The sequence below is a fragment of the Nonomuraea sp. NPDC001636 genome, assembly GCF_040298265.1.
GTDB lineage: Bacteria > Actinomycetota > Actinomycetes > Streptosporangiales > Streptosporangiaceae > Nonomuraea.
The window spans coordinates 269,873-293,448 of record NZ_JBEOZT010000008.1 but is presented as its reverse complement, the minus strand read 5'-3'; the positions used below and the strand labels follow the sequence as shown (position 1 = coordinate 293,448).

The window sequence follows — 23,576 nt, the reverse complement described above, 5'->3', positions numbered from 1 at the left end:
GCCCGCTTTGAAATGCTGGGACCGTGAGCCGGCGGACGAAGACATGGTGGTTCTGGGCGGGCGTGGCGGCCGGGATGGTCATGCTGGTGGCCGCCGCGCTGCGGCTGTGGACGCTCTACCCGGGCGACGTCGACCCGGTCGGCGCCGGGCTGGGGCTGGCCGGGACGGGCATCGCCGCGCTGTCCTGGTGGCAGGCGCAGCGGCTGGCCGACACCGACGTGCAGGCGGCCGCGATCCTGCTGGCCAGGCGGGTGCTGGCCGAGGAGCGGGCCCAGCGGGCACAGCTGCTGGGCCGCAAGGGCAGCGACGCGGTCATCGACGTCGACTTCTCCTTCCACCCCACCGGCGGTTCCGTCTCCGCGCCGCCGGCCGGCAACCTGAAGCAGGTGGCCGGCTACTTCCGCGAGCTGGGCGGCCCTGGGCGGCTGGTGATCACCGGGGTGGCGGGTTCGGGCAAGACCGTCCTCGCCATCGAGCTGATCCTCCGGCTGCTCGACGGCCGGCGGCCCGACGACCGCGTCCCGGTGCGCATCACCGCGGCGAGCCTGGATCCCGACGTGCCGGTGCGGGACATGCTCGCCCGGCACCTGACCGCCGCGTACGGCCTGAAGCCGGTGACCGCGCGCACGCTCGTGCAGGCGGAGCGGATCCTGCCCGTCGTGGACGGGCTCGACGAGATGGACGACACCGACGAGCCGGGCTACGGGTCGCGGGCCGCCCGGGCGCTGCGCGCGCTGGAGGACTACGAGCACGGGCTCGACCGCTGCAGCATGGTCCTGACCTGCCGCACCGGCCAGTACGACGCCCTGGTCGCCGACCGGGCCGTGCCCCGCGGGATCGTCCGGGTCGACGTGGGCAAGGTGGGCGGCGACAAGGCGTGGAGCTTCATCCAGGCCGTCACCGACCAGGAGGACCCCGACCGCTGGCGGCCGGTCCTCGACGCGCTGACCCGCGACGGGCACGTCCTGGCCGAGGCGCTGAACACGCCGTGGCGGCTGACCCTGGCGGTCAGCGTCTACGAGCAGCGCGACCCGGTCACCGGGCGCTACGTGCGCTCCCCCGAGGTCCTCACGCGCTTCCCCGACCAGCGGTCCGTACAGGAGCATCTCCTCGGTCTGTTCATCCCCGCCCGCCTGGCCGCGGCGGACCCGGCGGGCAAGGGGCCGGACGCCCGGCGGACGCACGCCCACCTGGCCGTCCTGGCCGCTCATCTGCGCGCGAACACGGGCCGGCCGCCGCTCCACGGGCGCGTGTTGTCCGGCACGGATCTCGTGCTGCACCGGTTGTGGCCGCTGGCGGGCGACCGGGCGCGGTTCTTCGGCGCGCTGGTGGCGCTGGCGACCTGCCTTCCCGGGGTCGCCGCCGTCGTCGTCGCCGCCGTCGCGGTGTTCTCGCGGGTGGAGATCGTGGACGGCCAGGTCTCGGGCGCGACGGTGATGGCCGTCGCCCTTCTCCTGCTGCCCGGCACGGTGGCGGTGCGCCTGCTGACCGAACCGGTCACGGCCTATCGGCAGGCGTGGTCCACGGCGGACGAGGACGGCCTGCTCCGGCGCCGCGGCGGACAGAGCCGCAGGCGGAGCGTCGTGGACGGCGTCCTGGCCGCCATGTACGGCCTGACGAGCGCGGCGCTCATCATGGAGTTCGGCGCCGCCCTGCCGCTGTGGGTGCCGATCGTCTTCGGCCTCCTGGTCGGCGTGGGGATCGCGAGCGGCAGGGACGTGAGCCTGGGATACGCCGGCTCCTGGGACGGCATCGACCCCAGGACGGTCATCAGGAACGACGTCGTCTCGACGCTCGTGGCCGCGCTCACCTTCGGCCCCGGATTCGGGTTCATGCTGGGCATCTGGTTCGTGAAGCTGCTGGACGGGATCCCGGTCGTCGCGGCCGTCGCGGTGGCCGCGGTGTTCGGCATGTCGCTGGTGGCGTCCTGGTCGCCGCTGCTGGCGCGCCGCTACCTGGGGCTGCTGCTGGCCACGCGGGGCCGGCTGCCGTGGCGGCTGGGACGGTTCCTGCACCGCTGCTACGGCGCCGGGCTGCTGCGGATCTCCGGGATCGCCTACCAGTTCCGCCACCGCGAGCTCCAGGACTACCTGGCCACGCACCCCCAGGCCGCCACGGCGTCCCCGGTCCCCTGCCTGGAGGGAGAGCCCTCATGACGACTCCTGCGAGCGCCACACGCCGACGATGAGCGCGAGCGCCGACGTCACGACGATCAGATCGAAGATCACCTGCACGATGACCAGGGCCTTCGCGCCCTGCCCGAGCGGGACGACGTCGCCGTAGCCGACCGTGCCCAGGGTGATCACCGAGAAGTAGAGCGCGTCCACCCGCGTGCGCAGGCCGTGGAACTGCGCGGCCATCAGGAAGTACAGCGCCGCGAAGAAGACCACCACGACGGTGACGACGGTCAGCAACATCGCCAGCTGCTCCGCCAGGGACCGTCCGGGCCGCAGCGCGCGCCCCACCTGGCGCCCCAGCAGCCAGGCCAGCACGATCACCCCGGCCAGGCAGCCCACGACGCGCAGCTCGGGTGAGCCGTCCTGGAGTTTCTCGGTCGGCAGCGGCACGACGAAGTAGACGCCGGTGATCACGGCGGCGGCGACCGCGCTCCGCACCCATGCCAGCACGCCGGCCGGAGAAGCACACATGACAGGAACGTTCCTCGGAGCGGCGGCCGCATCGCCGGGAATGCTCTTTCTTGAGGCTCTCCTTGCCCTCATCGCAGACTGCCGAGGGCAGGACGCTCACATGGCAGACCTTCCCTTCCAGGACCGGACGGACTTCGAGCAGGCCGATCGCGGCTTCGTCGCCAGGCTGACCCCCGGCGTGGTCAGGACGTCCGGGGGCGAGGTCGTCTGGGACAACGACGTCTACGACTTCCTGACCGGCGACTGCCCGCCGACCGCCCACCCGAGCCTGTGGCGGCAGGCGCAACTGTGCGCCCGGCAGGGCCTGTACGAGGTGACCGACGGCATCTACCAGGTGCGCGGCCTGGACCTGTCCAACATGACCCTCGTGGAGGGCGACAGCGGCGTCATCGTCATCGACCCGCTGGTCTCCGCCGAGTGCGCCGCCGCCGCGCTCGGGCTCTACCGCGACCATCGCGGCGACCGTCCGGTCACCGGGGTCGTCTACACCCACAGCCACGTGGACCACTTCGGCGGCGTGCGCGGCGTCACCGACGGGAACGTGCCGATCGTGGCGCCCGCCGGTTTCATGGAGCACGCGGTCGCCGAGAACGTCTACGCCGGCAACGCCATGAACCGCCGTGCCCTCTACATGTACGGCCAGCTCCTCCCCCGCTCCCCGGAGGGCCAGCTCGGCTGCGGGCTGGGCATGGGCACCTCGCGGGGCACCGTCTCCCTGATCCCGCCGACCCTCGACGTCACCCGCACCGGCCAGGAGGAGACGATCGACGGCGTCCGCGTCGTCTTCCAGCTCACGCCGGGCACCGAGGCCCCCGCCGAGATGAACTTCCTGTTCCCCGACCACCGCGCCCTGTGCCTGGCCGAGAACGCCACGCACAACCTGCACAACGTGCTCACCCTGCGCGGCGCGGTGGTCCGCGACGCCCGGGTGTGGGCCCGCTACCTGACCGAGGCCGTCGAGCTCTTCGCCGACCGGGCCGACGTCGCCTTCGCCTCCCACCACTGGCCCACCTGGGGCCGGGACAACATCGTCACCTTCCTGTCCCAGCAGCGCGACCTGTACGCCTACCTGCACGACCAGACCCTCCGCCTGCTCAACCAGGGCCTGACCGGCCCCGAGATCGCCGAGGTCATGCAGGTGCCGCCCGCGCTGGAGCAGGTCTGGCACACCCACGGCTACTACGGCTCGGTCAGCCACAACGTCAAGGCCGTCTACCAGCGCTATCTGGGCTGGTTCGACGGCAACCCCGCCCACCTGTGGGAACACCCGCCCGTCGAGCTGGCCCGCCGCTACGTCGAGTCCTTCGGCGGCACCTCGGCCGTGGTGGCCCTGGCCGGCCGCTACGCCGAGGAGGGCGACCTGCGCTTCGCCGCGACCCTGCTCAACCACGCCGTGTACGCCGACGGGAACGACGCCTCAGCCCGCAGGCTGCTGGCCCAGGTCTACACCCGGCTCGGCCAGGGCGCCGAGAACGCGACCTGGCGCAACTTCTACCTCACCGGCGCGGCCGAGCTGAAGGACGGCCCCTCGCCGGGCGCCACCGACACCACCTCGCCGGACATGCTCGCCGCGCTGTCCAGCGAGCAGATCTTCGACTCCCTGGCCATCCGGGTGAACGGCCCCGACGCCTGGAACGAGCGCTTCGCCATCGACTGGCACCTCACCGACCTGGACGAACGCCACCGGACCACGATGTCCAACGGCGTCCTCATCCACCAGCGGTCACCCTCGGGCGACGGAGCCGACCTGACGCTGCGCCTCACCCGGCAACGCCTGCTCTCCCTGCTCTCCGGCGACGGCGACAGTGACGGTGAGAGCGACGGCGGCGACAGTGAGGGCGGCGGGCTCGACCACGACGGCGACCTGACCGTCCTGCGACGCCTGGCCTCCCTGCTGGAGCAGCCGAAGCCGGACTTCGCCATCGTCACCCCCTGAGCGTCATCACGGCGGGCGGATGAGGCCCCGCTTCGAGGCCGCCGCGACGGCCGCGGTGCGGGAGTCCACGTCCAGCTTGGTGTAGATGTGCGCCAGGTGGGTCTTGACCGTGGTCTCGCTGAGGAACATCACCTTGCTGATCTGCCGGTTCGACAGCCCGGCGGCGACGTGCCCGAGCACCTCCAGCTCGCGCGGGCTGAGCGTGGCGTCGGGGGCGCGGACCCGGCCCAGCAGGCGGGCGGCCACGCTCGGCGCCAGGGCGCTGGCTCCCGCGGCGGCCGAGCGGATGGCGGCGTGCAGGTCCTCCGACGGGGCGTCCTTGAGCAGGTAGCCGGTCGCGCCGGACTCGATGGCGGCCACGATGTCGGCGTCGGTGTCGAACGTCGTGAGCACCAGGACGCGGGGGCCGTCCAGGGCGACGATCCGGCGGGTCGCCTCGCTGCCGTGCATGCCCGTCCCCAGTTGCAGGTCCATCAGCACGACGTCGGGGGCGAGCGCGGCGGCCAGCCGCACGCCCTCCTGCCCGGTGGCGGCCTCGCCGACCAGGTCGAAGTCGGGCTGCCCGGCGAGCATGGCGCGCAGGCCGGAGCGGACCACGGGATGGTCGTCCACCAGGACGATCCGGATCACGGCCCCTCCAGCGGCGGCAGCGGCAGGGTCGCGACGACCGCCGTGCCCTCGCCGGGGGCCGACTCCACGGTGAGGCTGCCGCCCAGGGCGCTCACCCGTTCGCGCATCGCGCGCAGGCCGAAGCCGGCCGAACGTCCGGGGTCGAAACCCCGGCCGTCGTCGTACACGTCCAGCATGACCACGTCGTCCAGGTAGGTGAGGGTCACCCCGGCGTGGCCGGCGCCGGAGTGGCGGCTGACGTTGCCCAGAGCGCCCTGGGCGACGCGGAGCAGGGTCGCGTCGTAGTCGGCGGGCAGCGGCGCCGGGGTGCCGGAGACCTCGAAGCGCGCCTGGATGGGCGTGCCCGCCACGGCGGAGTCGCCGGCCCTGCGCAGCGCGGCGGCCAGCGACGAGTGCCGCAGCGCCGCGGGGGCCAGGCCGCGGACGAAGTTCCTGGCCTCCTCCAGGTTCTCCTTGGCCGCGTCCGCCGCCTCGGTGATGCGGCGTTCGGCGGCCGGGAGGTCGTCGGCCAGGTCCCGCCGGGCCGCCCGCAGGAGCAGGATGATGCTGGACATGCCCTGCGCCAGGGTGTCGTGGATCTCTCTGGCCAGGCGTTCCCGCTCGGCCAGCCGTACGGCGTCGCCCTCCGCCTGGAGCAGTTTCCCGCGCGTGCGGACCAGGTCGTCGATCAGCAGGCGGCGCTGCTCGCTCTCGGCGTGCAGCGCCTTGTAGACCATCGCCATCAGGGTGGCCACCGCCGCGCCGATCGTCGGGCCGATGACCAGGGCGGCGGTCAGCCGGCCCTCGTGCCAGGCGGCGGCCAGCACGGCCGCGACGGTCAGCGCCGCCACGCCCGGCAGCGCCACCGCCAGCGGCAGCAGGTGCAGGTAGGCGAAGAACAGCGGGAAGGCCAGCCAGACGAACTGCGGCGCGGCCAGCGCGAGCAGCGCCCATCCGGCCGTGGTCAGCACCAGCCAGATCCGGCCCAGCAGCAGGTGCGTCGGCCCGCCGAAGTGCGGCAGCCGCCCCTCGATGGCGATGCCCGCCGCGTAGAGGGCGCCGAGGAGCGCTCCGCCCAGCGTCGGCGCGAGCCGTCCGGTCCCGGCGACGCCGGCCAGCGCGATCGCCAGGAGGGTCGCGAACGTGCCGTGCACGGTCCAGCGGAGCAGGCGGAGGGCGGGCGGGAACGGATAGTCAGACATCTCTCACCAAGCGTATGCGAGGACCCTGCGCCACAAATCGTCCGAAAGAAGTATTACGGGCGGACCGCATGCACGATGCGCGGCCGATCCGGCGGCCCGCACGCTGGAGGACGTCAACATGACCTTCAACCGCAACGGGGGACGCGCCGTGTTCGTGGCGCTCAGAGACCTGCGCTTCGCGAAGGGACGGTTCGCTCTCATGGGCGCCGTCGTCTTCCTCATCACCCTCCTGGTGACCATGTTGTCCGGCCTGACCGCCGGGCTGGCGCGGGAGAACATCTCGGCCGTGGAGGGCCTGCCCGCCGGGCACCTCGTCTTCGCCGGCGGCGGGAAACCGTCCTTCGCCGACAGCCGGGTCACCGACCGGACCTGGCAGGAGTGGCGGCGGGCGACCGGCGACGCCGCCGAGCGGCTGGGCGTCTCCATGTCGAGGCTCGGCTACGGCGGCGACGGGAGCGCGGGGGTGGCGCTCTTCGGCGTCCAGCCGGGCGGCGCCCTCGCTCAGGGGCGGCCCGTGGACGCCGGGAAGGTCGTCCTCTCCGCCGCGCTCGCCGCCGACACCGGGGTGCGCGCCGGGGACACGGTGCGGATCGCGGGCCGGGACTTCACCGTCTCCGGCGTCGGCGGCCAGGCGTCCTACAGCCACACGCCCGTCGTCTGGCTCGGCATCGACGACTGGGAGCGGATGGGCCGCCAGGCCGGCGCCGACAGCGTGGCGACCGTCCTGGCGCTGCCCGCCGGCGAAATGGCCGGCCTGGCCGCGGCGGACGCGCGGCTCGGCACCACGACGGTCCCGCTGTCGCAGGCGCCCGCCGCGATCGGCTCGTTCTCCTCCGAGAACGGGTCGCTCCAGCTCATGCGCGGCTTCCTGTTCGCGATCTCGGCCCTGGTCATCGGGGCCTTCTTCACCGTCTGGACGATCCAGCGGCGCGGCGACGTCGCCGTGCTGAAGGCCCTGGGCGCGAGCTCCGGCTACCTGCTGCGGGACGCGCTCGCCCAGGCGGTCATCGTGCTGCTGGGCGGCGCGGGCGCCGGCGGCCTGCTCGGGGCGGGCCTCGGCGCGCTGGCCGAGGGCACGGTGCCGTTCGTGTTGTCGGCGGCCACCACCGTGGCGCCGGTGGCCGTGCTGATCCTCCTCGGCGCCGCCGGGGCCGCGCTGGCCATCCGCAAGATCACTACTGTCGACCCGCTGACCGCCCTGGGAGCCTCCCGATGACACTCAAGCTGACCGACGTCGTCCTGACCTACCCCGACGGCGACCGTACGCTGACCGCGCTCGACCACGTCAGCCTGGCCGTCGCGGCGGGCGAGTTCGCCGCGGTGGTCGGCCCGTCCGGCTCGGGCAAGTCGAGCCTGCTCGCCGTCGCCGCCACCCTGATCACGCCCGCCGCGGGCAGCGTGATCATCGCCGGGCAGGACGTCTCCACAGCCGGCCAGGCGGCCCGCACCAGGGTCCGCCGCGACCACGTCGGCATCGTGTTCCAGCAGGCCAACCTGCTGCCCTCGCTCACCGCGCTGGACCAGCTCCTGGTGATGGCGCACCTGGCCGGCGAGTCCCCGCGCGCGGCCGGCCCGCGGGCGCGGGAGCTGCTGCTCGCCGTCGATCTGGGCGGCAAGGAGCACAAACGCCCGCACCAGCTGTCCGGCGGCGAGCGCCAGCGCGTCAACATCGCCCGCGCCCTGATGAACTCCCCCGAGGTGCTGCTGGTGGACGAGCCCACCAGCGCGCTCGACCACCACCGGGGCGAGCTGATCGTCTCCCTGCTGGCCGGCCTCACCAGGAAGAACGACCTGGCCACCGTCATGGTCACGCACGACCTGGCCACCCTGGACCAGGTGGACACCGTCCTGACCATGGACGACGGCAGGCTCGGCGAACGCGCCGCCACCCGGGTCGCCTGACCGGGCCGCGCCGCGAGCGCAGGCCGGGGTCAGCCGCGGGGGGTGAACTGGTCGAGGTCGTAGATGCCGAGCGCCTTCTCGATGTCGGCCACCTGCGCGACCACGCCGGTGAAGCCGGCCGCGCCGAATCGGCGGTGCTCCTCGTCCTCGAACGTCTCGGCCAGCTCGGCGAACTCCTTGGGCGGGATGACGGCCCGCATGGCGGGGAAGACCACGGTGTCCTCGCGCGCCTCGTGCGGCTCGTACATGCGGACGAAGGCGGCCAGGTCGGCGGTCAGGCCGCGGCGGACGCTCTGGGGGACGGGCCGGGCGGTGGCGTCCAGGATGCGGCCGGTCAGGACGCGTCCGCGGCGGTGCTGCCGGATCAGCACGGGCACGACGTCGGTGAGCCTGCCCGCCCCGACCAGGCGCGGGAAGACGTAACGCTCTTCCAGCCGCTCGTGGTAGTCCTCGATGAACGTGCGGATGATCCCGGCGCCGGCGTGCAGGGGGCCGACCGGCACCCGCTCCCCGGCGCCGATCCGCCGGACGCCCTCCCGGTAGACCAGCAGGACGCGCTTGAGGACCCCGTGCTCGCGCATGAGGTCCTCCGGCGGCGTGACCGGCACCTCGCCGGCCTGCTCCGGGCCGGGGGCGGGGCTGGCCGTCGTGGCGCTGCGGGCCGGCCGCGCGGTGTCGCAGCCGGTCAGCATCGCCGAGCCGCAGGCCAGGGCGACGGGCAGGGCGACGGGCAGGGCCAGCATCTCACGACGGCGCACGCCCGCCGGCCCGCCGCCTGCTTCGTCCGTCATCGTCCGCCCCCGTTCCCGAGCCGCCCCTCCCAGGTGCTGCCCGTCGGCCGGCGGTCCGACGCGGAGGCCCGGGTAATCGTTGTGCCGGGAACGCGTCTACCTGCGGGCTACCACTCCTCGTTCCATGCCTCGTCAGGCATGGACCACTCCTGCGGGCGCGGGCAGGCGAAGGCCGATTTGTGACAGACGTCGTGCCAGCCCGGGTGCTCCTCGCAGTGGTCCCAGCACGGGTGCGGCTCGTGGCAGTGGTCCCAGTACGGATGCCCGCCGTGGCAGTGCCCCGGATGGGTCGGCGTGGGCGTCGGCTTCGGCGTGGGCGTCGGTGTGGGCGTCGGGGTCGGTGTGGGCGTCGGAGTCGGAGTCGGAGTCGGAGTGGGCGTCGGAGTCGGAGTCGGGGTCGGAGTCGGAGTCGGGGTGGGTGTGGGCGTCGGGGTCGGCTCGGGCGGGCGGTTGTAGACGGTGCAGCTGACGGCCGCGTCGCTCGGCACCTCGACCGTGAAGCCCAGGCCGCCGCTGTTGCTCACCGGGACCTCGACGCCGGTGTCGATCAGGCGGCAGACGGCGTTGCGCCCGTCCTGGGTGACCAGGGTGTGACCGGGGTGCTGGGCCTCGGTGACGGTGACGTCGGCCGACGCGGTCTGGCTGAAGGTGAGGTCGAAGTTGACCGACCCCGTGCCGTCGCCGGTCGTCGACTCGGTGGCGGGCAGCCCGCCGATGCCCGGCGTGGTGGTCTCGGCGGTGAAGTCCCAGCCGGGGCCGGCCGGGGTGGCGCCGGTGACGTCCTCACCGGTGTTGCCGGACGGGACGAGCTGCTTGATCACCGACAGCGACCCCTCGCACTGGGCGCGGACGATCTCCCGCAACGCCTGCCCGGCGGCGGCGTAGTCGCTGGTCTGGAAGTAGTCGGCGGCGGCCGCGTTGGTGCCGTCGAAGGCGGTGGTGCCGGAGATGGCGCGCAGGTTGAGCGCGGTCAGGCCGGTCACGCCGTTGCCGACGCCGACGGCCAGCACGCGGGTGCCCTCGGCCTTGACCGCGTTGGCGGAGAAGATCCCGGCCTCCACCTCGGCGATGCGGGTGTTGCTGCCGTCGCCGAGCAGGGTGTCGTAGTAGGTGGGGTTGCCGTCGGTGAGCACCACCAGCAGGTCGTAGCGCGGCGCGGCCTCGGCGACCGCCCACAGGCCGCGGTCCCAGTTGGTGCCGCTGCCGAGTTGCCAGTCGGCGTACTGGTTCTTGAACGCCTCGGCGCCCGCCTCGGTGGACACCGGCATGAGGTCGGGGTTGTTCGTGGTGCCGGCGCTGGGCGAGTTGCGGTCGAACGTGAACAGCGCCATCCGGGACGGCGTGCCGGTCAGCGCGTCGGTGAAGGTGTCGGCGGCCGCCTTCAGGTCGGGCAGCGCGCTGCCCACCGAGGCCGACAGGTCGAGCAGCAGCGCGACGTCGAGGCCGCAGGTGAGATCGGGCCGGGGGTTGACCCGTGACTGCTGCCAGATCCCGGTGGAGGCGGTGGCGTCCGCGCGGGTGTTGTTGATCATGAAGTCGCTGGTGGAGGAGTACGTGGTGCCGCTCTCCAGCGCGGGGGTCTGGAAGACGTACGGCGTGGCGACGGAGTTCGACCCGCTGCCGCGGCCGGTGCGCAGCTCGGGGTTGGTGTACCAGCCGTCGGGAGCGGAGAGCTGCTTGACGTAGAAGCGGGCGCCGGCGTTGTCGCCGCCCGGCTCGGTGCCGGGGACGACGAAGCTGCAGTCGCCGTCGTCGTCCGAGACGCACACGCCCCAGTCGGCGTCCACCGGGAGGGCCGCGTCGGGCGTGGCGAACAGGCCGAGCTCGACCCCGGCCAGCGGCCCCACGGTGGTGTCGCCGGTGCGGTCGCCGCCGGTCCGCACCGTCACCACCGAGGTGTCCGGCGACGGATCGGGCACGACCAGCGGGGACGACGGGACCGCGAGCAGCCCCGCGCACAACACTTTCGCCATCCTGCCGGCGACTATGCGAACACTCTTCATCTTCCCCCCAGAGCGATCCGATCACTACGGACTGTAACCAGGAGTGGATCAAAGGGCGCTTCCGCCGCCTCCGGCCGCGCGATCAATGCCGACCGCACCTTGGGAAGCGCTTGACCTGGGACGGGCTGCCGTCAGCCCGCCGTACGGTCGCTGATCCAGCGGGCGGCGAGCAGCGCGGAGACGGCGGTGAGGACGGCGCCCGCGACGACCGTGGCGCCGAGGCCGAGCACGTCGGCGAGCACCCCGGCGACCAGGGCCCCCGCCGCGTAGCCGACGTCGCGCCAGAAGCGGTAGGCGCCCAGGGCGTTGGCCCGCCAGGAGGGGTGGGCGTGGTCGGAGACCGAGGCGATGAGGGCGGGGTAGACCATGGCGGTGCCGAGCCCGAGGACGACGGCGGACAGGACCCCGGCGAGCAGGGCGTCGCCCAGCGGGGCGACGGCCAGGAGGAGCCCGCCGGCCTGGACGAGCATGCCGGTGACGATGAGGGGTTTGCGGCCCAGGCGGTCGGCGAGGTGCCCGGCGGGGATCTGGCCGACGCCCCACAGCAGCGGGTACAGGCCCTTGATCAGGCCGACGGCGGCCAGGCCCAGGCCGTGGTCGGTGAACAGGAGGGGGAAGACGCCCCAGGTGAGGCCGTCGTTGAGGTTGTTGACCAGCCCGGCCTGGCTGACGCCGCGCAGCGAGCGGTCGCGCCAGGACGTGCGGGCGAACGCGGCCGCCGGACCGGTGTTCCCGCCGGCCGGCCGGGGGTGCCGGTCGAGTTCGAGGGCCACGTGGGCGGCGGTGTCGCGGACGACCAGGGCCAGGGCCAGCCCGGCCGCGACGAAGACGACGCCGACGAGCTCGGGGACGGGCCGCAGGCCGTGCCGGGTGGCGAGATAGCCGGTGAGCAGCGCGGTGGCGCCGACGGCGGTGTACCCGGCGGCCTCGTTGAGGCCGGTGGCCAGCCCCCGCCGGGCTGGCCCGACCAGGTCGATCTTCATGTTGACGGTCATCGACCAGGTCAGGCCCTGGTTGAGGCCGAGCAGGACGTTCGCGGCCACGATCCACCCCCAGGAGGGCGCCCAGGCCAGGACGAACGGGACGGGGATCCCGGCCAGCCAGCCGGCGACCAGGAGCTGCTTGCGGCGGAACCGGGCCGTCAGGGCTCCGGCGGCCAGGTTGGTGACCGCCTTGGTGAGCCCGAAGGCGACGATGAAGGAGAAGACGGCGAGGTCGCTGGTCAGGCCGAAGGCGTGGGTGCCGATGAGCGGCACGGTGGTGCGTTCGAGGCCCACCAGGCCGCCGACGGCGACGTTGACGACGACCAGCAGCGAGAACTGCAGGGCGTTGGCCCGGAGCCCGAGGCGTACGGGGGGCCGGCCGGCCGGGGCGGGCGCGGAGGTGTTCTGCACGGCGGAGGTCCCTTCGCGCCTGGATTGCCGGGTGGATATGGCCAGGTCACCATACCCCCCCAGGTATCGTAGGCAATACCACGGGGGGTATTTGACATCCTCTCCGCGGAGAACCTACTGTCGGGTAGGCGATACCCCCCGGGGTATCAACCCACTGGCCGCGTTCCTCACGAAGGGATTGCCGTGTTCTTCACCCAGTACTACCTGGACTGCCTCTCGCAGGCGTCGTACATGATCGCCGACGAGGGGACCGGCCGCGCGGTGGTCGTCGACCCCCGGCGGGACGTCTCCGAGTACCTGGCCGACGCCCGCGCGCACGGCCTGACCGTCGTCGGCGTCGTCAACACCCACTTCCACGCCGACTTCGTCGCCGGCCACCTGGAGCTGGCCGACAGCACCGGCGCCTGGATCGGCTACGGCCGGCGCGCCGAGACCGAGTACCCCATCCGCAAGCTTCGCGACGGCGAGCGCATCTCCCTCGGCGACGTCACCCTGGAGATCATGGAGACGCCCGGCCACACCCCGGAGTCGATCAGCGTCCTGGTCCACGAGCACGCCGCGGACCCGGTCCCGTACGGGGTGCTGACCGGCGACGCCCTGTTCATCGGCGACGTCGGCCGCCCCGACCTGCTCGCCTCCGTCGGCGTCACCCCCGGCGAACTGGGCGCGATGTTGTACGACAGCGTCCAGAACAAGCTCATGGGCCTGCCCGACGCGGTGCGGGTCTTCCCCGCGCACGGCGCCGGCTCGGCCTGCGGCAAGAACCTCTCGGCCGAGAAGCAGTCGACCATCGGCGAGCAGCGGGCCACCAACTACGCGTGCGCGCCGATGGACCGCGAGACGTTCGTCGCGCTCGTCACCGCTGGACAGCCCGCCGCCCCCGGCTACTTCGCCTACGACGCCGACCTCAACCGCAGGGACCGCGCCCGCTACGACGCCTCGACGGCGCCCGTGCCGCTGACCCTCGACGGGTTCACCGGGCTGCGGGCCGCCGGCACCGTCGTGGTGGACGCCCGTGACCCGCAGGAATTCGCCGCCGGGCACCTGCGCGGCGCGGTGAACGTGCCCGCCGACGGGCGCTTCGCCGAGCAGGCCGGCACCGTGCTCGACCCGGCCGCCGAGCTGGTCGTCATGGCGCCGCAGAACCGCGAGGAGGAGGTCGTCACCCGCCTGGCCCGGATCGGCTTCGACCGCGTCGCGGGCTACCTGCGCAACCCCGACGACGCGCTGGTGGCCCTGGCCGCCGAGGTCACGCCGGCCAGCCGCCTGACCGCCGCGCAGCTGCGCGCCGCGCTCGCCGGCGACGCCCCGCCCGTCGTCGTGGACGTGCGCACCGCGGGCGAGCGCGAGGCGAACGGCTTCATCGACGCCGCGCTGCACATCCCGCTGAGCGAGCTGCCCGCCCGCAGCGGCGAGCTGCCCGCCGACCGGCCCGTCGTCCTGCACTGCGCGGGCGGTCACCGCTCCTCCGTCGCGGCGAGCCTGCTGCGGCACCGCGGCTTCCAGGACGTCTCCGACGTGCTCGGCGGCTACGCCGCGTGGGCCCTGTCGGCCGAGCCGGCCGGCGTCTGACCGGACTGTCCCCTTTCCCCGTCCCACACGTATGTCTACTCGATACCCCCAGGGGTATTGATGAAGGAAGATCCATGAACACCTCCTCCGTCCTCACCCCCACCGTGCTGCAGCGGCTCGTCCAGGAAGGGCGGGCGCCGCGCCTGCTCGACGTGCGCACGCCCGGCGAGTTCCGCACGGCGCACATCCCCGGCTCGTACAACGTGCCGCTGAACACCCTGCGCGAGCACCGGGCCGAGCTGCTGGCCCACCTGGACGAGGACGTCGTGCTCGTCTGCCGCTCCGGGGCGCGGGCCGCGCAGGCCGGGCAGGCCCTCGCCGAGGCCGGGCTGCCGAACCTGCGCGTCCTGGAGGGCGGCATCGTCGCGTGGGAGACGGCCGGCGCGTCCCTGGAGCGGGGGCCCGAGCGATGGGACATCGAGCGCCAGGTGCGGCTCGTGGCCGGTTCCGTCGTCCTGGTCACCGGTCTGGCCGGGATCTTCCTGCCCGGCGCGCACCTGATCGGCACCGCGATCGGCGCGGGCCTGACGTACGCGGCCGTCAGCAACTCCTGTGCCATGGGCGTCCTGCTGTCCAGGCTGCCCTACAACCGCGGGCCGCGCACCGACATCCGCACGGTGCTGGCGGAGCTGCGGAGCACCCCGTGACCGTGCTGATCGTCGCGGCGTCGCTGCTCGTCGGGGTCAGCCTCGGCGTGCTGGGCGGCGGCGGCTCGATCCTGACCGTGCCGATCCTGGTCTACCTGGCCGGGCAGGACACCAAGGAGGCGATCGCCACCTCGCTGTTCGTCGTCGGCGTCACCAGCCTGGCCGCGCTGGTCCCGCACGCGCGGGCCCGGCGGATCCGCTGGCGGACCGGCCTGCTCTTCGGCGCGTTCAGCATGGCCGGCGCGTACGGCGGCGGACGCCTGGCCGAGTACGTCCCCGGCACGGCGCTGCTCGTCGCCTTCGCCCTGATGATGCTGGCCACGGCGGTCGCGATGCTGCGCAGGCCGCGGAACCCCAGGAAGCGGGCGCGGCCCGCCCACGGTGACCTGCCGCTGCCGCACATAGCGGCGGAGGGCCTGGTCGTCGGGGCGGTGACGGGGCTGGTCGGCTCCGGCGGCGGCTTCCTCGTCGTCCCGGCGCTCGCCCTGCTGGGCGGGCTGCCGATGGGCGTCGCGGTCGGCACCTCGCTGCTCGTCATCGCGATGAAGTCGTTCGCCGGGCTCGCCGGGCACCTGGCGGGCGTCGCGATCGACTGGCGGCTCGCCCTGATCGTGACGGCGTCCGCGGTGATCGGCAGCCTGGCCGGCGGCCGGCTCGCGGGCCGTATCCCGCAGGACGCGCTGCGCACGGCGTTCGGCTGGTTCGTCGTCGTCATGGGCGTGTTCGTGCTCGTCCAGCAGGTCGGCGCCGCCGTCTGGAGCCATCCGGCCACGTGGGCGGGGCTCGTGGCCGTGCTGGCCGCCGCTCTCGCCGCCCGCCGGTGGCGCGCCTCAGGCGCCGGCTGACGGTCCGCAGGACGCCGGTTCGTCGCGCACCTGGGCGGCCGTGACCGCCACGGTGGTGACGATGTCGGCCACGGTGGCGCCCCGCGACAGGTCGTTGACCGGCCGGCGCAGCCCCTGCAGCACCGGCCCCACCGCGACCGCCCCCGCGCTGCGCTGGACCGCCTTGTACAGGTTGTTGCCGGTGTTCAGGTCGGGCACCACGAGGACGGTGGCGTGCCCGGCCACCTGGCTGCCGGGCATCTTGGCCCGCGCCACGGCCGGGTCCACCGCGGCGTCGTACTGGATCGGCCCTTCCACCTGGAGGTCCGGGCGGCGCTGACGGACCAGCTCGGTGGCGGCGCGCACCTTGTCGACCTCGGCGCCCGCGCCCGAGGTGCCCGTCGAGTACGACAACATCGCGATCCTGGGCTCGACGCCGAACATCGCCGCGGTGCGGGCCGAGGCGATCGCGATGTCGGCGAGCTGCTCGGCGGTGGGGTCGGGGTTGACCGCGCAGTCGCCGTAGACCAGGACCCGGTCGGCCAGGCACATGAAGAACACGCTGGAGACCAGCCCGAGCCGCAGGATCTCGAACGCCGGCCTGATGGTGTGCGCGGTGGTGTGCGTCGCGCCGGAGACCATGCCGTCGGCCAGGCCGGCGTGGACCATGAGCGTGCCGAAGTAGGAGACGTCGGTGACGGTGTCGCGGGCCAGCTCGACGGTCATCCCCCGGTGCGCCCGCGCCTCGGCGTAGGCGTGCGCGAACCGCTCGCGCAGCTCCGGGTCGAACGGGCTGAGCACCCTGGCCGCGGCCAGGTCGAGGCCGAGCTGGGCGGCCTGGACCCTGATGCGCTCGGCGTCGCCGAGCAGGGTGAGGTCGGCCACGTCCCGGCGCAGCAGGATGTCGGCCGCGCGCAGGATGCGCGGCTCCTCGCCCTCGGGCAGCACGATGTGCCTGCGCCGGGCGCGGGCCCGGTCCAGCAGCTCGTACTCGAACATCAGCGGCGTGACGACGTCGGTCTTGGCGATGTCCAGCCGTTCCAGCAGCAGCGGGCCGTCCACGTGCTCGGCGAACAGGCGCAGCGCCGCGTCGATCTTGCCGCCCGCCTCGGGCGTGAACCGTCCCTCCACGGCCGACAGCCGGGTCGCGGTGTCGAACGTGTCGTGACCGGTGGCGATCACGGGCAGCGGGATCTCCATGCCGCGCAGCAGCCGTTCCACCGAGCCGGGCAGCTCGGTGCCGCCGGTGAGCACGACCGCCGACAGGGCCGGGAAGCCCGGCGAGGTGTGCGCGGCGATCAGGCCGGGCAGCAGCGCGGCGGCCCGGTCGGACGGGATGATCACCGCCGCGCCCTCGGTGAGACGTTCCAGGATGCCGGGCAGCGACATCGCGCCCACCATCAGCGCGCTCGCCTCCCGGCCGAGCCCGTCGCGCTCGCCGAGGAAGAACCAGCCGTCGCAGGCGTCGAGCAGGTCGGCGACCGTCGGCGCGCGCAGCGAAGGGGTCTCCGGCAGCACGAACACGGGTGTCGCGTGGCTGAGCGCGAGCGGCCCGCCGGTCGAGCGGGTGACCACGACCGCGAGCTCCTGGGCGTGATGGTGGGCCAGCTCCCTGGAGGACACCTCGACCGCCGCGGCGGTGCGGGCGGCCGTCCGGTCCCTGCCGCTCACCACGTTGATCACGGGAGTGCCCAGGTCGGCGGCCAGCCGGGCGTTGAACCCGAACTCCGTCGGCGCGCCCACGTCGGTGTAGTCGGTGCCGACCACCACCACCGCGTCGCAGCGCCGGGCCAGCGCGCGGAAGCGGGCCACGATGTCGCCGGCCGCCCGCTCGACGTCGGCGTGCACCTCATCGTAGGTGACCCCCGCGCACGCCTCGTAGGGCAGGGCGAGCTGGAACCGGCTGCGGATGGTGTTGACCAGGCCGTCCTCGCGTCCGGCCCGGACCACGGGGCGGAACACGCCCACGCTTCCCACCTGCCGGGACAGCAGCTCGACCAGCCCCAGGGCGACGGTCCCCTTGTTGCTTCCCGCTTCGCCGGCGGCGACGTACACAGCTCGTGTCATGCCACTCATTCTCGACGCCCTCACCGGGTCCGGAACGCCACGGGGCCCGGATCAGTGTCGTACGCCCCTGGGGGAAGTGACCAACGTCCCTGTCTTGGGGGGAGGGCAGGTGGGTAGCGTCCTCGGCGTGACGAACCCGTGGACGCTCACGTACGAGGGCTTCGCCCCGGCCTCGGCCGGGCTGCGGGAGGCGCTGTGCACGCTCGGCAACGGCCGCTTCGCCACCCGCGGCGCCACGCCCGAGGGCCGGATCCGCACGCCCGGCACCTACCACGCGGGCTGCTACGACCGCCTGGCCTCGCAGGTGGGGGGCCGGACGGTCGTCAACGAGGACCTGGTCAACCTGCCCGACTGGCTGCCGCTCGGCTTCGCCACGCCCGGCCAGGACTGGTTCAGCCCGGAGCTGGCCGACCTGCTCGGCTACACCCAGGAGCTCGACCTGCGCCACGGGGTGCTGCGGCGGGACCTGCGCTGGCGCGACGCGCTGGGCCGGGTCACCCGGGTGCGGCAACGCCGCCTGGTCTCCATGGCCGATCCCGCCCTGGCCGCCCTGGAGACGACCTTCACCGCGGAGAACTGGTCGGGCCCGCTGCGCGTCCGGGCCGGGCTGGACGGGCGCGTCACCAACAGCGGCGTCGAACGCTACCGCGACCTGCGCGGCGACCACCTGACGGAGCACGCCACGGGCCACCGCGACGGGCTGACCTGGCTGACCGCGACCACCCGCTCCTCCCGCGTCACCGTCGCGCTCGCCGCTCGCGCCGACGCCCCCTCCCCCGGCTCGCCCTCCATGGAGCCCGACCACGTCACCAGCGAGCACGTGCTGACGATGGCCGAGGGCACGCCGGTGACGTTCACGAAGGTCGTCGCCCTGCTGACCTCGCGCGATCCCGCCGTGCACGACCCGCTGTCGGCCGCCCTGCGCCGCGCGGCCACGGCCCCGGGCTTCGCCGAGCTGCTGGAGGCGCACGCCGCGGCCTGGGAGCGGCTGTGGGAGCGGGCCGAGCTGAACGTGGACGGGCCGGAGCTGTCGCAGATCGTCCACCTGCACATCTTCCACCTGCTCCAGACCCTGTCGCCGCACACCGCCGACCTCGACGCCGGGGTGCCCGCGCGGGGCCTGCACGGCGAGGCGTACCGGGGGCACGTGTTCTGGGACGAGCTGTTCGTCCTGCCCTGGCTCAACCTGCGCTTCCCCGAGATCTCCCGCGGCCTGCTGCGCTACCGGTGGCGCCGCCTGCCCGAGGCCCGCGCGGCCGCCCGGTCGGCCGGGTACGACGGCGCGATGTTCCCCTGGCAGAGCGGCAGCGACGGCCGCGAGGAGAGCCAGACCTACCACCTCAACCCCGACTCGGGACGCTGGCTGCCGGACGTCTCCCACCTGCAGCGCCACGTCGGCCTCGCCGTCGCCTACAACGTGTGGCAGTACCGCCTGGCCACCGGCTCCATGCCGTCGTGGTGCGCCGACCTGCTGATCGCCGTCGCGCGGTTCTTCGCCTCGCTGGCCGTGCTCGACCCGGTCTCCGGCCGGTACGAGATCCGCGGCGTCATGGGCCCGGACGAGTACCACACCGCCTACCCCGGCGCCGCCGAGCCGGGCCTGGCCAACAACGCCTACACCAACGTCATGACCGTGTGGCTGCTGCGGCACGCCCTGCGGCTCGGCGTGGCCGGGGCGGAGGAGGCGGCGCGGTGGGAGGACATCACCCGCCGCATGCGGGTCGACTTCCACGACGGCGTCATCAGCCAGTTCACCGGCTACGCCGGGCTCGCCGAGCTGGACTGGGAGCGGTACGCGGGCGTCCGCCGCCTCGACCGCGCCCTGGAGGCCGACGGCGACGACGTGAACCGTTACAAGGCGTCCAAGCAGGCCGACACGCTGATGCTGTTCTACCTGCTGGGCGCCGACGAGCTGCTGGCGATCCTCGACCGGCTCGGCTACCCGGCCGACCCCGGCCTGATTCCCCGGACGACCGCCTACTACCTCGACCGCACCAGCCACGGCTCCACGCTGAGCGCGGTCGTGCACGCCTGGGTGTTGTCGCGCTGCGACCGGGCGCGCTCCTGGCAGTTCTTCGCCGAGGCGCTGGTCGGGGACGTGCACGACGTCCAGGGCGGCACCACCGCCGAGGGCGTGCACCTGGGCGCGATGGCCGGGACCGTGGACATGCTGCAACGCTGCTACCTGGGCCTGGAGCCGCGGCCCGAGGGCCTGTTCCTCGACCCTCTGCTGCCCGGACGGCTCGGCACGCTCTCGTTGCCGGTCCTGTTCCGCGGGCGCCGGATCACCATCGAGGCCGGCCGCGACGGCACGCGGGTGGACGGCGTCCCCGTGCCGGGCGGTGCGGGCCTCGTCCTCACGGAGAAGGAGATGATCATGACGAACAGTGGCGACTTCGGACGCCGGGTGGCCCACCACCGCGACCGGCTGGGCCTCACCGTCGACCAGCTGGCCGAGCGCGCCGACATGTCCCCCGGGTACGTCACGTACCTGGAGGGCCACCTCGGCATCCCGGACAGGAACACGGTGACCCGCCTGGCCACCGCCCTGGAGACGACCCCGCAGGACCTGCTGGGCGGTGGCCGCGACCGCCCGCCGGGCCCCGGCCCCGGCCCGGACGAGCCGGTCCTGGAGGTCCTCGACCCCGAGGAGTGCCTGCGCCTGGTCGCGCCGGGCGGGATCGGGCGGATCGCGTTCAACGGCTCGCACGGGCCCACGGTGCTGCCCGTCAACTACCGGCTGCACGAGGGCGCCGTGCTGTTCCGCACGTCCCGCGGCGGGCCCATGGACCAGGACCTGCGCACCGGCCTGGAGGGCGTGGACATCATGATCGGCTTCGAGGTGGACCGGATCGACGAGGTGCGCAAGGAGGGCTGGAGCGTGCTGATCCAGGGGCCCGCCCACCACGTGCCCGAGGACGAGGTCGCCAAGCTGGCCGACGCGGGCGTCACGCCGTGGGCGGGCGGGGAGCGTCATCTCTACATCCGGGTCGTGCCGCACCAGGTCACCGGCCGCCGGATCCACGGCCTGTGAGCCGGCCGCCCGTCGTGGACCCGTGTCACACGGGGGCGGCGGGCCGGAGCAGCGCCTGTTGCAGCGCCCTGCCGAGGTCGGCGTCGGTGATCATGCCGGTGACCACGCCGCCCTCGACGACCACCGCCGACAGGCCGCCCACCCGCGACGGGCGTTCCAGCAGGGCGGCCGCGTCGTCGTCCGGCGACAGGACGCGCGGCGGCTTCTGGGCGGCGACCAGCGTCTCCACCCTGGTGTCCCCCCTGCGCTCGGCGGGCACGGCGAGCAGGGTCTCCAGCGAGACCACGCCGAGCGGCGCCCCGTCGAGCCCCACGACGGGGAAGACGGACTGGTGCGAGCCGAGCACCACCGTGTCGACCAGCCCCTGCACGGTCAGCCAGGCGGGGGCCAGGTCCGGCGTGGGCGTCATGACGTCCCGCACCAGCACTCCGCCGAGGCCGCGCCGGGCCGCCCTGCTCATGATCTCGCCGCGGGCGGCGCCCGCGATGTACCAGCCGGTGATCACCACCCACATCCCGCCCAGCGGGTTCCACACCCAGATCACGACGAACCCGGTGAAGGTCAGCGCCATGCCGATCGCGTAACCGGCCCGCGCGGCGCCGGCGTCGGCGCGGGCGCGGTCGCCGTGGCGGCTCCACATCAGGCCGTGCAGCACCCGCCCGCCGTCGAGCGGGCTGCCGGGCAGCAGGTTGAACACCCCCAGGACGAGGTTCATCATGGCCAGCCACGCCGCGGCGGCCCTGGGCACGCCCGGTGGCAGCACGGCCGTGACGGCGAGGGCCAGACCGCCGAGCAGCAGGCTCGCGGCGGGGCCGGCGGCCGCCGTGACCACCTCGGCCCTGGGCGTCCGCGCCTCGTCGCGGAACTGCGTGACGCCGCCCAGCGCCCAGAGGGTGACGGACTCCACCTCCATGCCGCACCGTTTGGCCACCAGCGCGTGCGCCAGCTCGTGCGCGAGCAGGGACACCATGAGCAACAGCCCCGTGAGCGCGCCGGCGACCCAGTACGCCGTCCTGCCCGCGCCCGGGGCGGCGACGGCCAGGACCCCGGAGCCCAACCCCACCGCCACGAGCAGGACGATGGCCAGCGCGGACCAGTGTGCGCCGACGGGGATGCCCGCCACCCGTCCGAAGCGCAGAGTTTGCCTCATACTTCCAGCTTGCATGCTTCTCAACCCTCCTGACCAGGGACGACCTCCAGGGGCCTCTAGGGGCGGACCACCGCGACGGCGCAGCGGGCGTGGTGCAGCACTCCCCTGCTGACCGAACCGAGCACCAGCGAGCCGAACGCGCCCCGCCCGTGGGAGCCGACCACGATCAGGTCGCAGGGCGCCCCGGTGAGCGCCTCGACCGGATGCGCGCTCTGGACGTCCTCCACGACCGTCACCTCGGGACACCTCTCCCGCCATGCGGCCGTCCGGGCGCGGACCGCCTCGTGCTGGGCGGCGCGGACCTCGTCCAGGTCGTAGGCGATCTCGGGGGCGAAGGCGTGCACCGGGATCTGCCAGGCGCGGATCAGGCGCAGCCGGGCGCCGCGCAGCCTGGCCTGCTCGAAGGCGTAGCCGATGGCCGGCTCGCAGACGTCGGAGTCGCCGATCCCGACGCCGATCTCGGCGACCGGCCCGCCGCCCTCGGCGCGCACCACCACCACGGGACAGGCGGCGTGCCCGGCCACGTGCATGGTCACCGATCCCAGCAGTGCGCCGGCGAACCCGCCGAGCCCCCGGTTGCCGATGACCAGCTCGTCCGCCTGCCGCGCCTGATCCAGCAGGACGGCCGCTGGCGTCCCCTCGACGACCTCGGCGTGCAGCCGCACCGACGGCTGACGGGCGCGCGCGGCGGTCTCGGCCGCCTCCAGCACCTTGGCCGCCGCCATCAGCAGGTAGTTGCCCTGGCCGTAGTCGGGGAACCTGGTGACGGCGTACGGCTGCCGGTCCAGGGCGTGCACGATGCGCAGTTGCGCGCCCGTCCGCGCGGCGTCGTCGGCGGCCCAGCCGACCGCCGCGGCGGCGGGGGCCGAGCCGTCGGTTCCCACCACGATCACACCGGCCATGACGCCCCCTCGTCCGACACTCCGAACACCTCCGGTCCGGTCATCCCTTCTCCCCGCGCGGCCGTACCACCGCCACCGGGCAGACCGCGTGGTGCAGCACGCCGTGGCTCACCGAGCCGAGCACCGCGGAGGAGAAGCCGCCCCGTCCGCGCGAGCCGACCACGACCAGGTCCGCGGCGGCGGCCGCCTCGGTGAGCGCGGCCACGGGGTGCCCGCGCACCTGCTCGTCGGTGATCTCGACGTCGGGGTTCTCGGTCCGGCACGGGTTCACCCGCGCCTGGGCCGCCCTCGCCTCCTCCTGGAAGGAGTCGGCCAGCAGGTGGCTGTAGGCCGCCCAGTACGGCGAGACCGCCGGCGCCTGCCAGGCGTAGACCACGTGCAGGCGGGCGCGGCGCGCACGGGCCTGCTCGACGGCGTACGCCAGGGCCTGCCGCGACCCCGCCGAGCCGTCGTCGCCGGCCACCACCAGGTCGTGCCGGACGGCGACCACCCCGCGGACGACCACGACGGTCCCCGCGGCGTGCCCGGCCACCGCCCTGCCCACCGACCCCAGCACCATGCCGGCGAAGCCGCCCATGCCCCTGCTGCCCAGCACCAGGCTGTCGGCGGTGGCCGATTCGACGATCAGCGCGTCGATCACGTTGCCCGCCAGCATCTCGGCGGTGACCTCGACGCCCCCGCCGATCGCGCGGGCCCGGTCGGCGGCGGCCTCCAGCGCGCCCACGCAGTACCGGGCGCCGTCCACGCCGAGCACCCACTGCTCGCACACGTGCACGAGCCGGAGCGGCAGTCCTCTGCGCTGCGCGTCGCCGGCGGCCCACTCCACCGCGGCGGTCGATGACGCGGAGCCGTCCACCGCGGCCACGATCCGTCCGCGCATCTTCCCTCCTTCGCG

General features: G+C 74.0%; 18 protein-coding genes. 8 read left to right on the top strand and 10 right to left on the bottom strand.

Features of this window, described 5'->3' with window-relative positions:
* Positions 1 to 23: 23 nt before the first annotated feature.
* Positions 24 to 2,156, top strand: a complete 2,133-nt coding sequence (locus ABT158_RS18535; protein ID WP_352354734.1) for an NACHT domain-containing protein — start codon at positions 24 to 26, stop codon at positions 2,154 to 2,156.
* Here the strand turns inward: ABT158_RS18535 and ABT158_RS18530 are convergent.
* Positions 2,151 to 2,648 (bottom strand): potassium channel family protein, encoded by a 498-nt coding sequence (locus tag ABT158_RS18530; RefSeq protein ID WP_352354732.1) that lies wholly within the window; start codon positions 2,646 to 2,648, stop codon positions 2,151 to 2,153. The two genes, ABT158_RS18535 and ABT158_RS18530, sit on opposite strands and share 6 nt — an antisense overlap.
* Positions 2,649 to 2,748: 100 nt before the next feature.
* Between ABT158_RS18530 and ABT158_RS18525 the strand changes: the two genes are divergently transcribed.
* Complete coding sequence (locus tag ABT158_RS18525; protein ID WP_352354730.1) at positions 2,749 to 4,584, top strand: alkyl/aryl-sulfatase; 1,836 nt, start codon at positions 2,749 to 2,751, stop codon at positions 4,582 to 4,584.
* Positions 4,585 to 4,590: 6 nt separating this feature from the next.
* On the opposite strand, the gene ABT158_RS18520 is transcribed toward ABT158_RS18525, so the two are convergent.
* Positions 4,591 to 5,214: a response regulator gene (locus ABT158_RS18520; RefSeq protein ID WP_352354728.1), complete on the bottom strand. Its 624-nt coding sequence runs from the start codon at positions 5,212 to 5,214 to the stop codon at positions 4,591 to 4,593.
* Complete coding sequence (locus ABT158_RS18515; RefSeq protein ID WP_352354726.1) at positions 5,211 to 6,395, bottom strand: sensor histidine kinase; 1,185 nt, start codon at positions 6,393 to 6,395, stop codon at positions 5,211 to 5,213. The genes ABT158_RS18520 and ABT158_RS18515 overlap by 4 nt, the downstream gene beginning before the upstream one ends.
* Positions 6,396 to 6,543: 148 nt before the next feature.
* On the opposite strand from ABT158_RS18515, the gene ABT158_RS18510 reads away from it, so the two are divergent.
* The gene (locus tag ABT158_RS18510; RefSeq protein WP_352354810.1) at positions 6,544 to 7,611 is read left to right on the top strand and encodes an ABC transporter permease; all 1,068 of its coding nucleotides are present in this window, start codon (positions 6,544 to 6,546) and stop codon (positions 7,609 to 7,611) included.
* Positions 7,608 to 8,297 (top strand): ABC transporter ATP-binding protein, encoded by a 690-nt coding sequence (locus ABT158_RS18505; RefSeq protein ID WP_352354724.1) that lies wholly within the window; start codon positions 7,608 to 7,610, stop codon positions 8,295 to 8,297. The genes ABT158_RS18510 and ABT158_RS18505 overlap by 4 nt, the downstream gene beginning before the upstream one ends.
* Before the next feature lie 29 nt (positions 8,298 to 8,326).
* On the opposite strand, the gene ABT158_RS18500 is transcribed toward ABT158_RS18505, so the two are convergent.
* From ABT158_RS18500 to ABT158_RS18490, 3 genes are all read right to left on the bottom strand, one after another.
* Positions 8,327 to 9,088: a hemerythrin domain-containing protein gene (locus ABT158_RS18500; RefSeq protein ID WP_352354722.1), complete on the bottom strand. Its 762-nt coding sequence runs from the start codon at positions 9,086 to 9,088 to the stop codon at positions 8,327 to 8,329.
* A gap of 107 nt (positions 9,089 to 9,195) precedes the next feature.
* Entirely contained in the window at positions 9,196 to 11,061 is a 1,866-nt protein-coding gene (locus ABT158_RS18495) for a vWA domain-containing protein (protein WP_352354720.1), read from the bottom strand.
* Positions 11,062 to 11,222: 161 nt separating this feature from the next.
* Positions 11,223 to 12,485: an MFS transporter gene (locus tag ABT158_RS18490; RefSeq protein WP_352354718.1), complete on the bottom strand. Its 1,263-nt coding sequence runs from the start codon at positions 12,483 to 12,485 to the stop codon at positions 11,223 to 11,225.
* A gap of 183 nt (positions 12,486 to 12,668) precedes the next feature.
* Here ABT158_RS18490 and ABT158_RS18485 point away from each other — a divergent pair, with 183 nt between their 5' ends.
* The 3 genes from ABT158_RS18485 to ABT158_RS18475 all read left to right on the top strand — a co-directional run bounded on the left by ABT158_RS18485 (position 12,669) and on the right by ABT158_RS18475 (position 15,549).
* Complete coding sequence (locus ABT158_RS18485) at positions 12,669 to 14,057, top strand: MBL fold metallo-hydrolase (protein WP_352354716.1); 1,389 nt, start codon at positions 12,669 to 12,671, stop codon at positions 14,055 to 14,057.
* A 74-nt stretch (positions 14,058 to 14,131) separates the two neighbouring features.
* Positions 14,132 to 14,704: a rhodanese-like domain-containing protein gene (locus ABT158_RS18480; RefSeq protein ID WP_352323725.1), complete on the top strand. Its 573-nt coding sequence runs from the start codon at positions 14,132 to 14,134 to the stop codon at positions 14,702 to 14,704.
* Positions 14,701 to 15,549, top strand: a complete 849-nt coding sequence (locus ABT158_RS18475) for a sulfite exporter TauE/SafE family protein (protein WP_352354714.1) — start codon at positions 14,701 to 14,703, stop codon at positions 15,547 to 15,549. Before ABT158_RS18480 ends, ABT158_RS18475 begins: the two co-directional genes overlap by 4 nt.
* Here ABT158_RS18475 and pta read toward each other — a convergent pair.
* A complete protein-coding gene (gene pta, locus ABT158_RS18470; protein ID WP_352354712.1) occupies positions 15,535 to 17,595 on the bottom strand; it encodes a phosphate acetyltransferase in 2,061 nt (686 codons plus the stop codon). The genes ABT158_RS18475 and pta overlap by 15 nt on opposite strands.
* A gap of 109 nt (positions 17,596 to 17,704) precedes the next feature.
* Between pta and ABT158_RS18465 the strand changes: the two genes are divergently transcribed.
* Positions 17,705 to 20,629 (top strand): pyridoxamine 5'-phosphate oxidase family protein, encoded by a 2,925-nt coding sequence (locus ABT158_RS18465; RefSeq protein WP_352354710.1) that lies wholly within the window; start codon positions 17,705 to 17,707, stop codon positions 20,627 to 20,629.
* Between the two features lie 25 nt (positions 20,630 to 20,654).
* On the opposite strand, the gene ABT158_RS18460 is transcribed toward ABT158_RS18465, so the two are convergent.
* Genes ABT158_RS18460 through ABT158_RS18450 form a run of 3 tightly spaced genes read right to left on the bottom strand, consistent with a single transcriptional unit; the run spans position 20,655 to position 23,561 of the window.
* Positions 20,655 to 21,779, bottom strand: coding sequence for a M50 family metallopeptidase (locus ABT158_RS18460; protein ID WP_352354708.1), 1,125 nt, complete (start codon positions 21,777 to 21,779; stop codon positions 20,655 to 20,657).
* A 56-nt stretch (positions 21,780 to 21,835) separates the two neighbouring features.
* On the bottom strand, positions 21,836 to 22,681 hold the full coding sequence (locus tag ABT158_RS18455) for a universal stress protein (RefSeq protein ID WP_352354706.1): 846 nt from the start codon (positions 22,679 to 22,681) through the stop codon (positions 21,836 to 21,838).
* Between the two features lie 40 nt (positions 22,682 to 22,721).
* The gene (locus ABT158_RS18450) at positions 22,722 to 23,561 is read right to left on the bottom strand and encodes a universal stress protein (RefSeq protein WP_352354704.1); all 840 of its coding nucleotides are present in this window, start codon (positions 23,559 to 23,561) and stop codon (positions 22,722 to 22,724) included.
* Positions 23,562 to 23,576: the final 15 nt, after the last annotated feature.

Coding starts and splice junctions, on each gene's coding strand:
- ABT158_RS18530 (WP_352354732.1), bottom strand. CDS start 2,648: ATGTGTGCTTCTCCGGCCGGCGTGCTGGCATGGGTGCGGAGCGCGGTC.
- ABT158_RS18525 (WP_352354730.1), top strand. CDS start 2,749: ATGGCAGACCTTCCCTTCCAGGACCGGACGGACTTCGAGCAGGCCGAT.
- ABT158_RS18515 (WP_352354726.1), bottom strand. CDS start 6,395: ATGTCTGACTATCCGTTCCCGCCCGCCCTCCGCCTGCTCCGCTGGACC.
- ABT158_RS18505 (WP_352354724.1), top strand. CDS start 7,608: ATGACACTCAAGCTGACCGACGTCGTCCTGACCTACCCCGACGGCGAC.
- ABT158_RS18500 (WP_352354722.1), bottom strand. CDS start 9,088: ATGACGGACGAAGCAGGCGGCGGGCCGGCGGGCGTGCGCCGTCGTGAG.
- ABT158_RS18495 (WP_352354720.1), bottom strand. CDS start 11,061: ATGGCGAAAGTGTTGTGCGCGGGGCTGCTCGCGGTCCCGTCGTCCCCG.
- ABT158_RS18480 (WP_352323725.1), top strand. CDS start 14,132: ATGAACACCTCCTCCGTCCTCACCCCCACCGTGCTGCAGCGGCTCGTC.
- pta (WP_352354712.1), bottom strand. CDS start 17,595: ATGACACGAGCTGTGTACGTCGCCGCCGGCGAAGCGGGAAGCAACAAG.
- ABT158_RS18460 (WP_352354708.1), bottom strand. CDS start 21,779: ATGAGGCAAACTCTGCGCTTCGGACGGGTGGCGGGCATCCCCGTCGGC.
- ABT158_RS18455 (WP_352354706.1), bottom strand. CDS start 22,681: ATGGCCGGTGTGATCGTGGTGGGAACCGACGGCTCGGCCCCCGCCGCC.
- ABT158_RS18450 (WP_352354704.1), bottom strand. CDS start 23,561: ATGCGCGGACGGATCGTGGCCGCGGTGGACGGCTCCGCGTCATCGACC.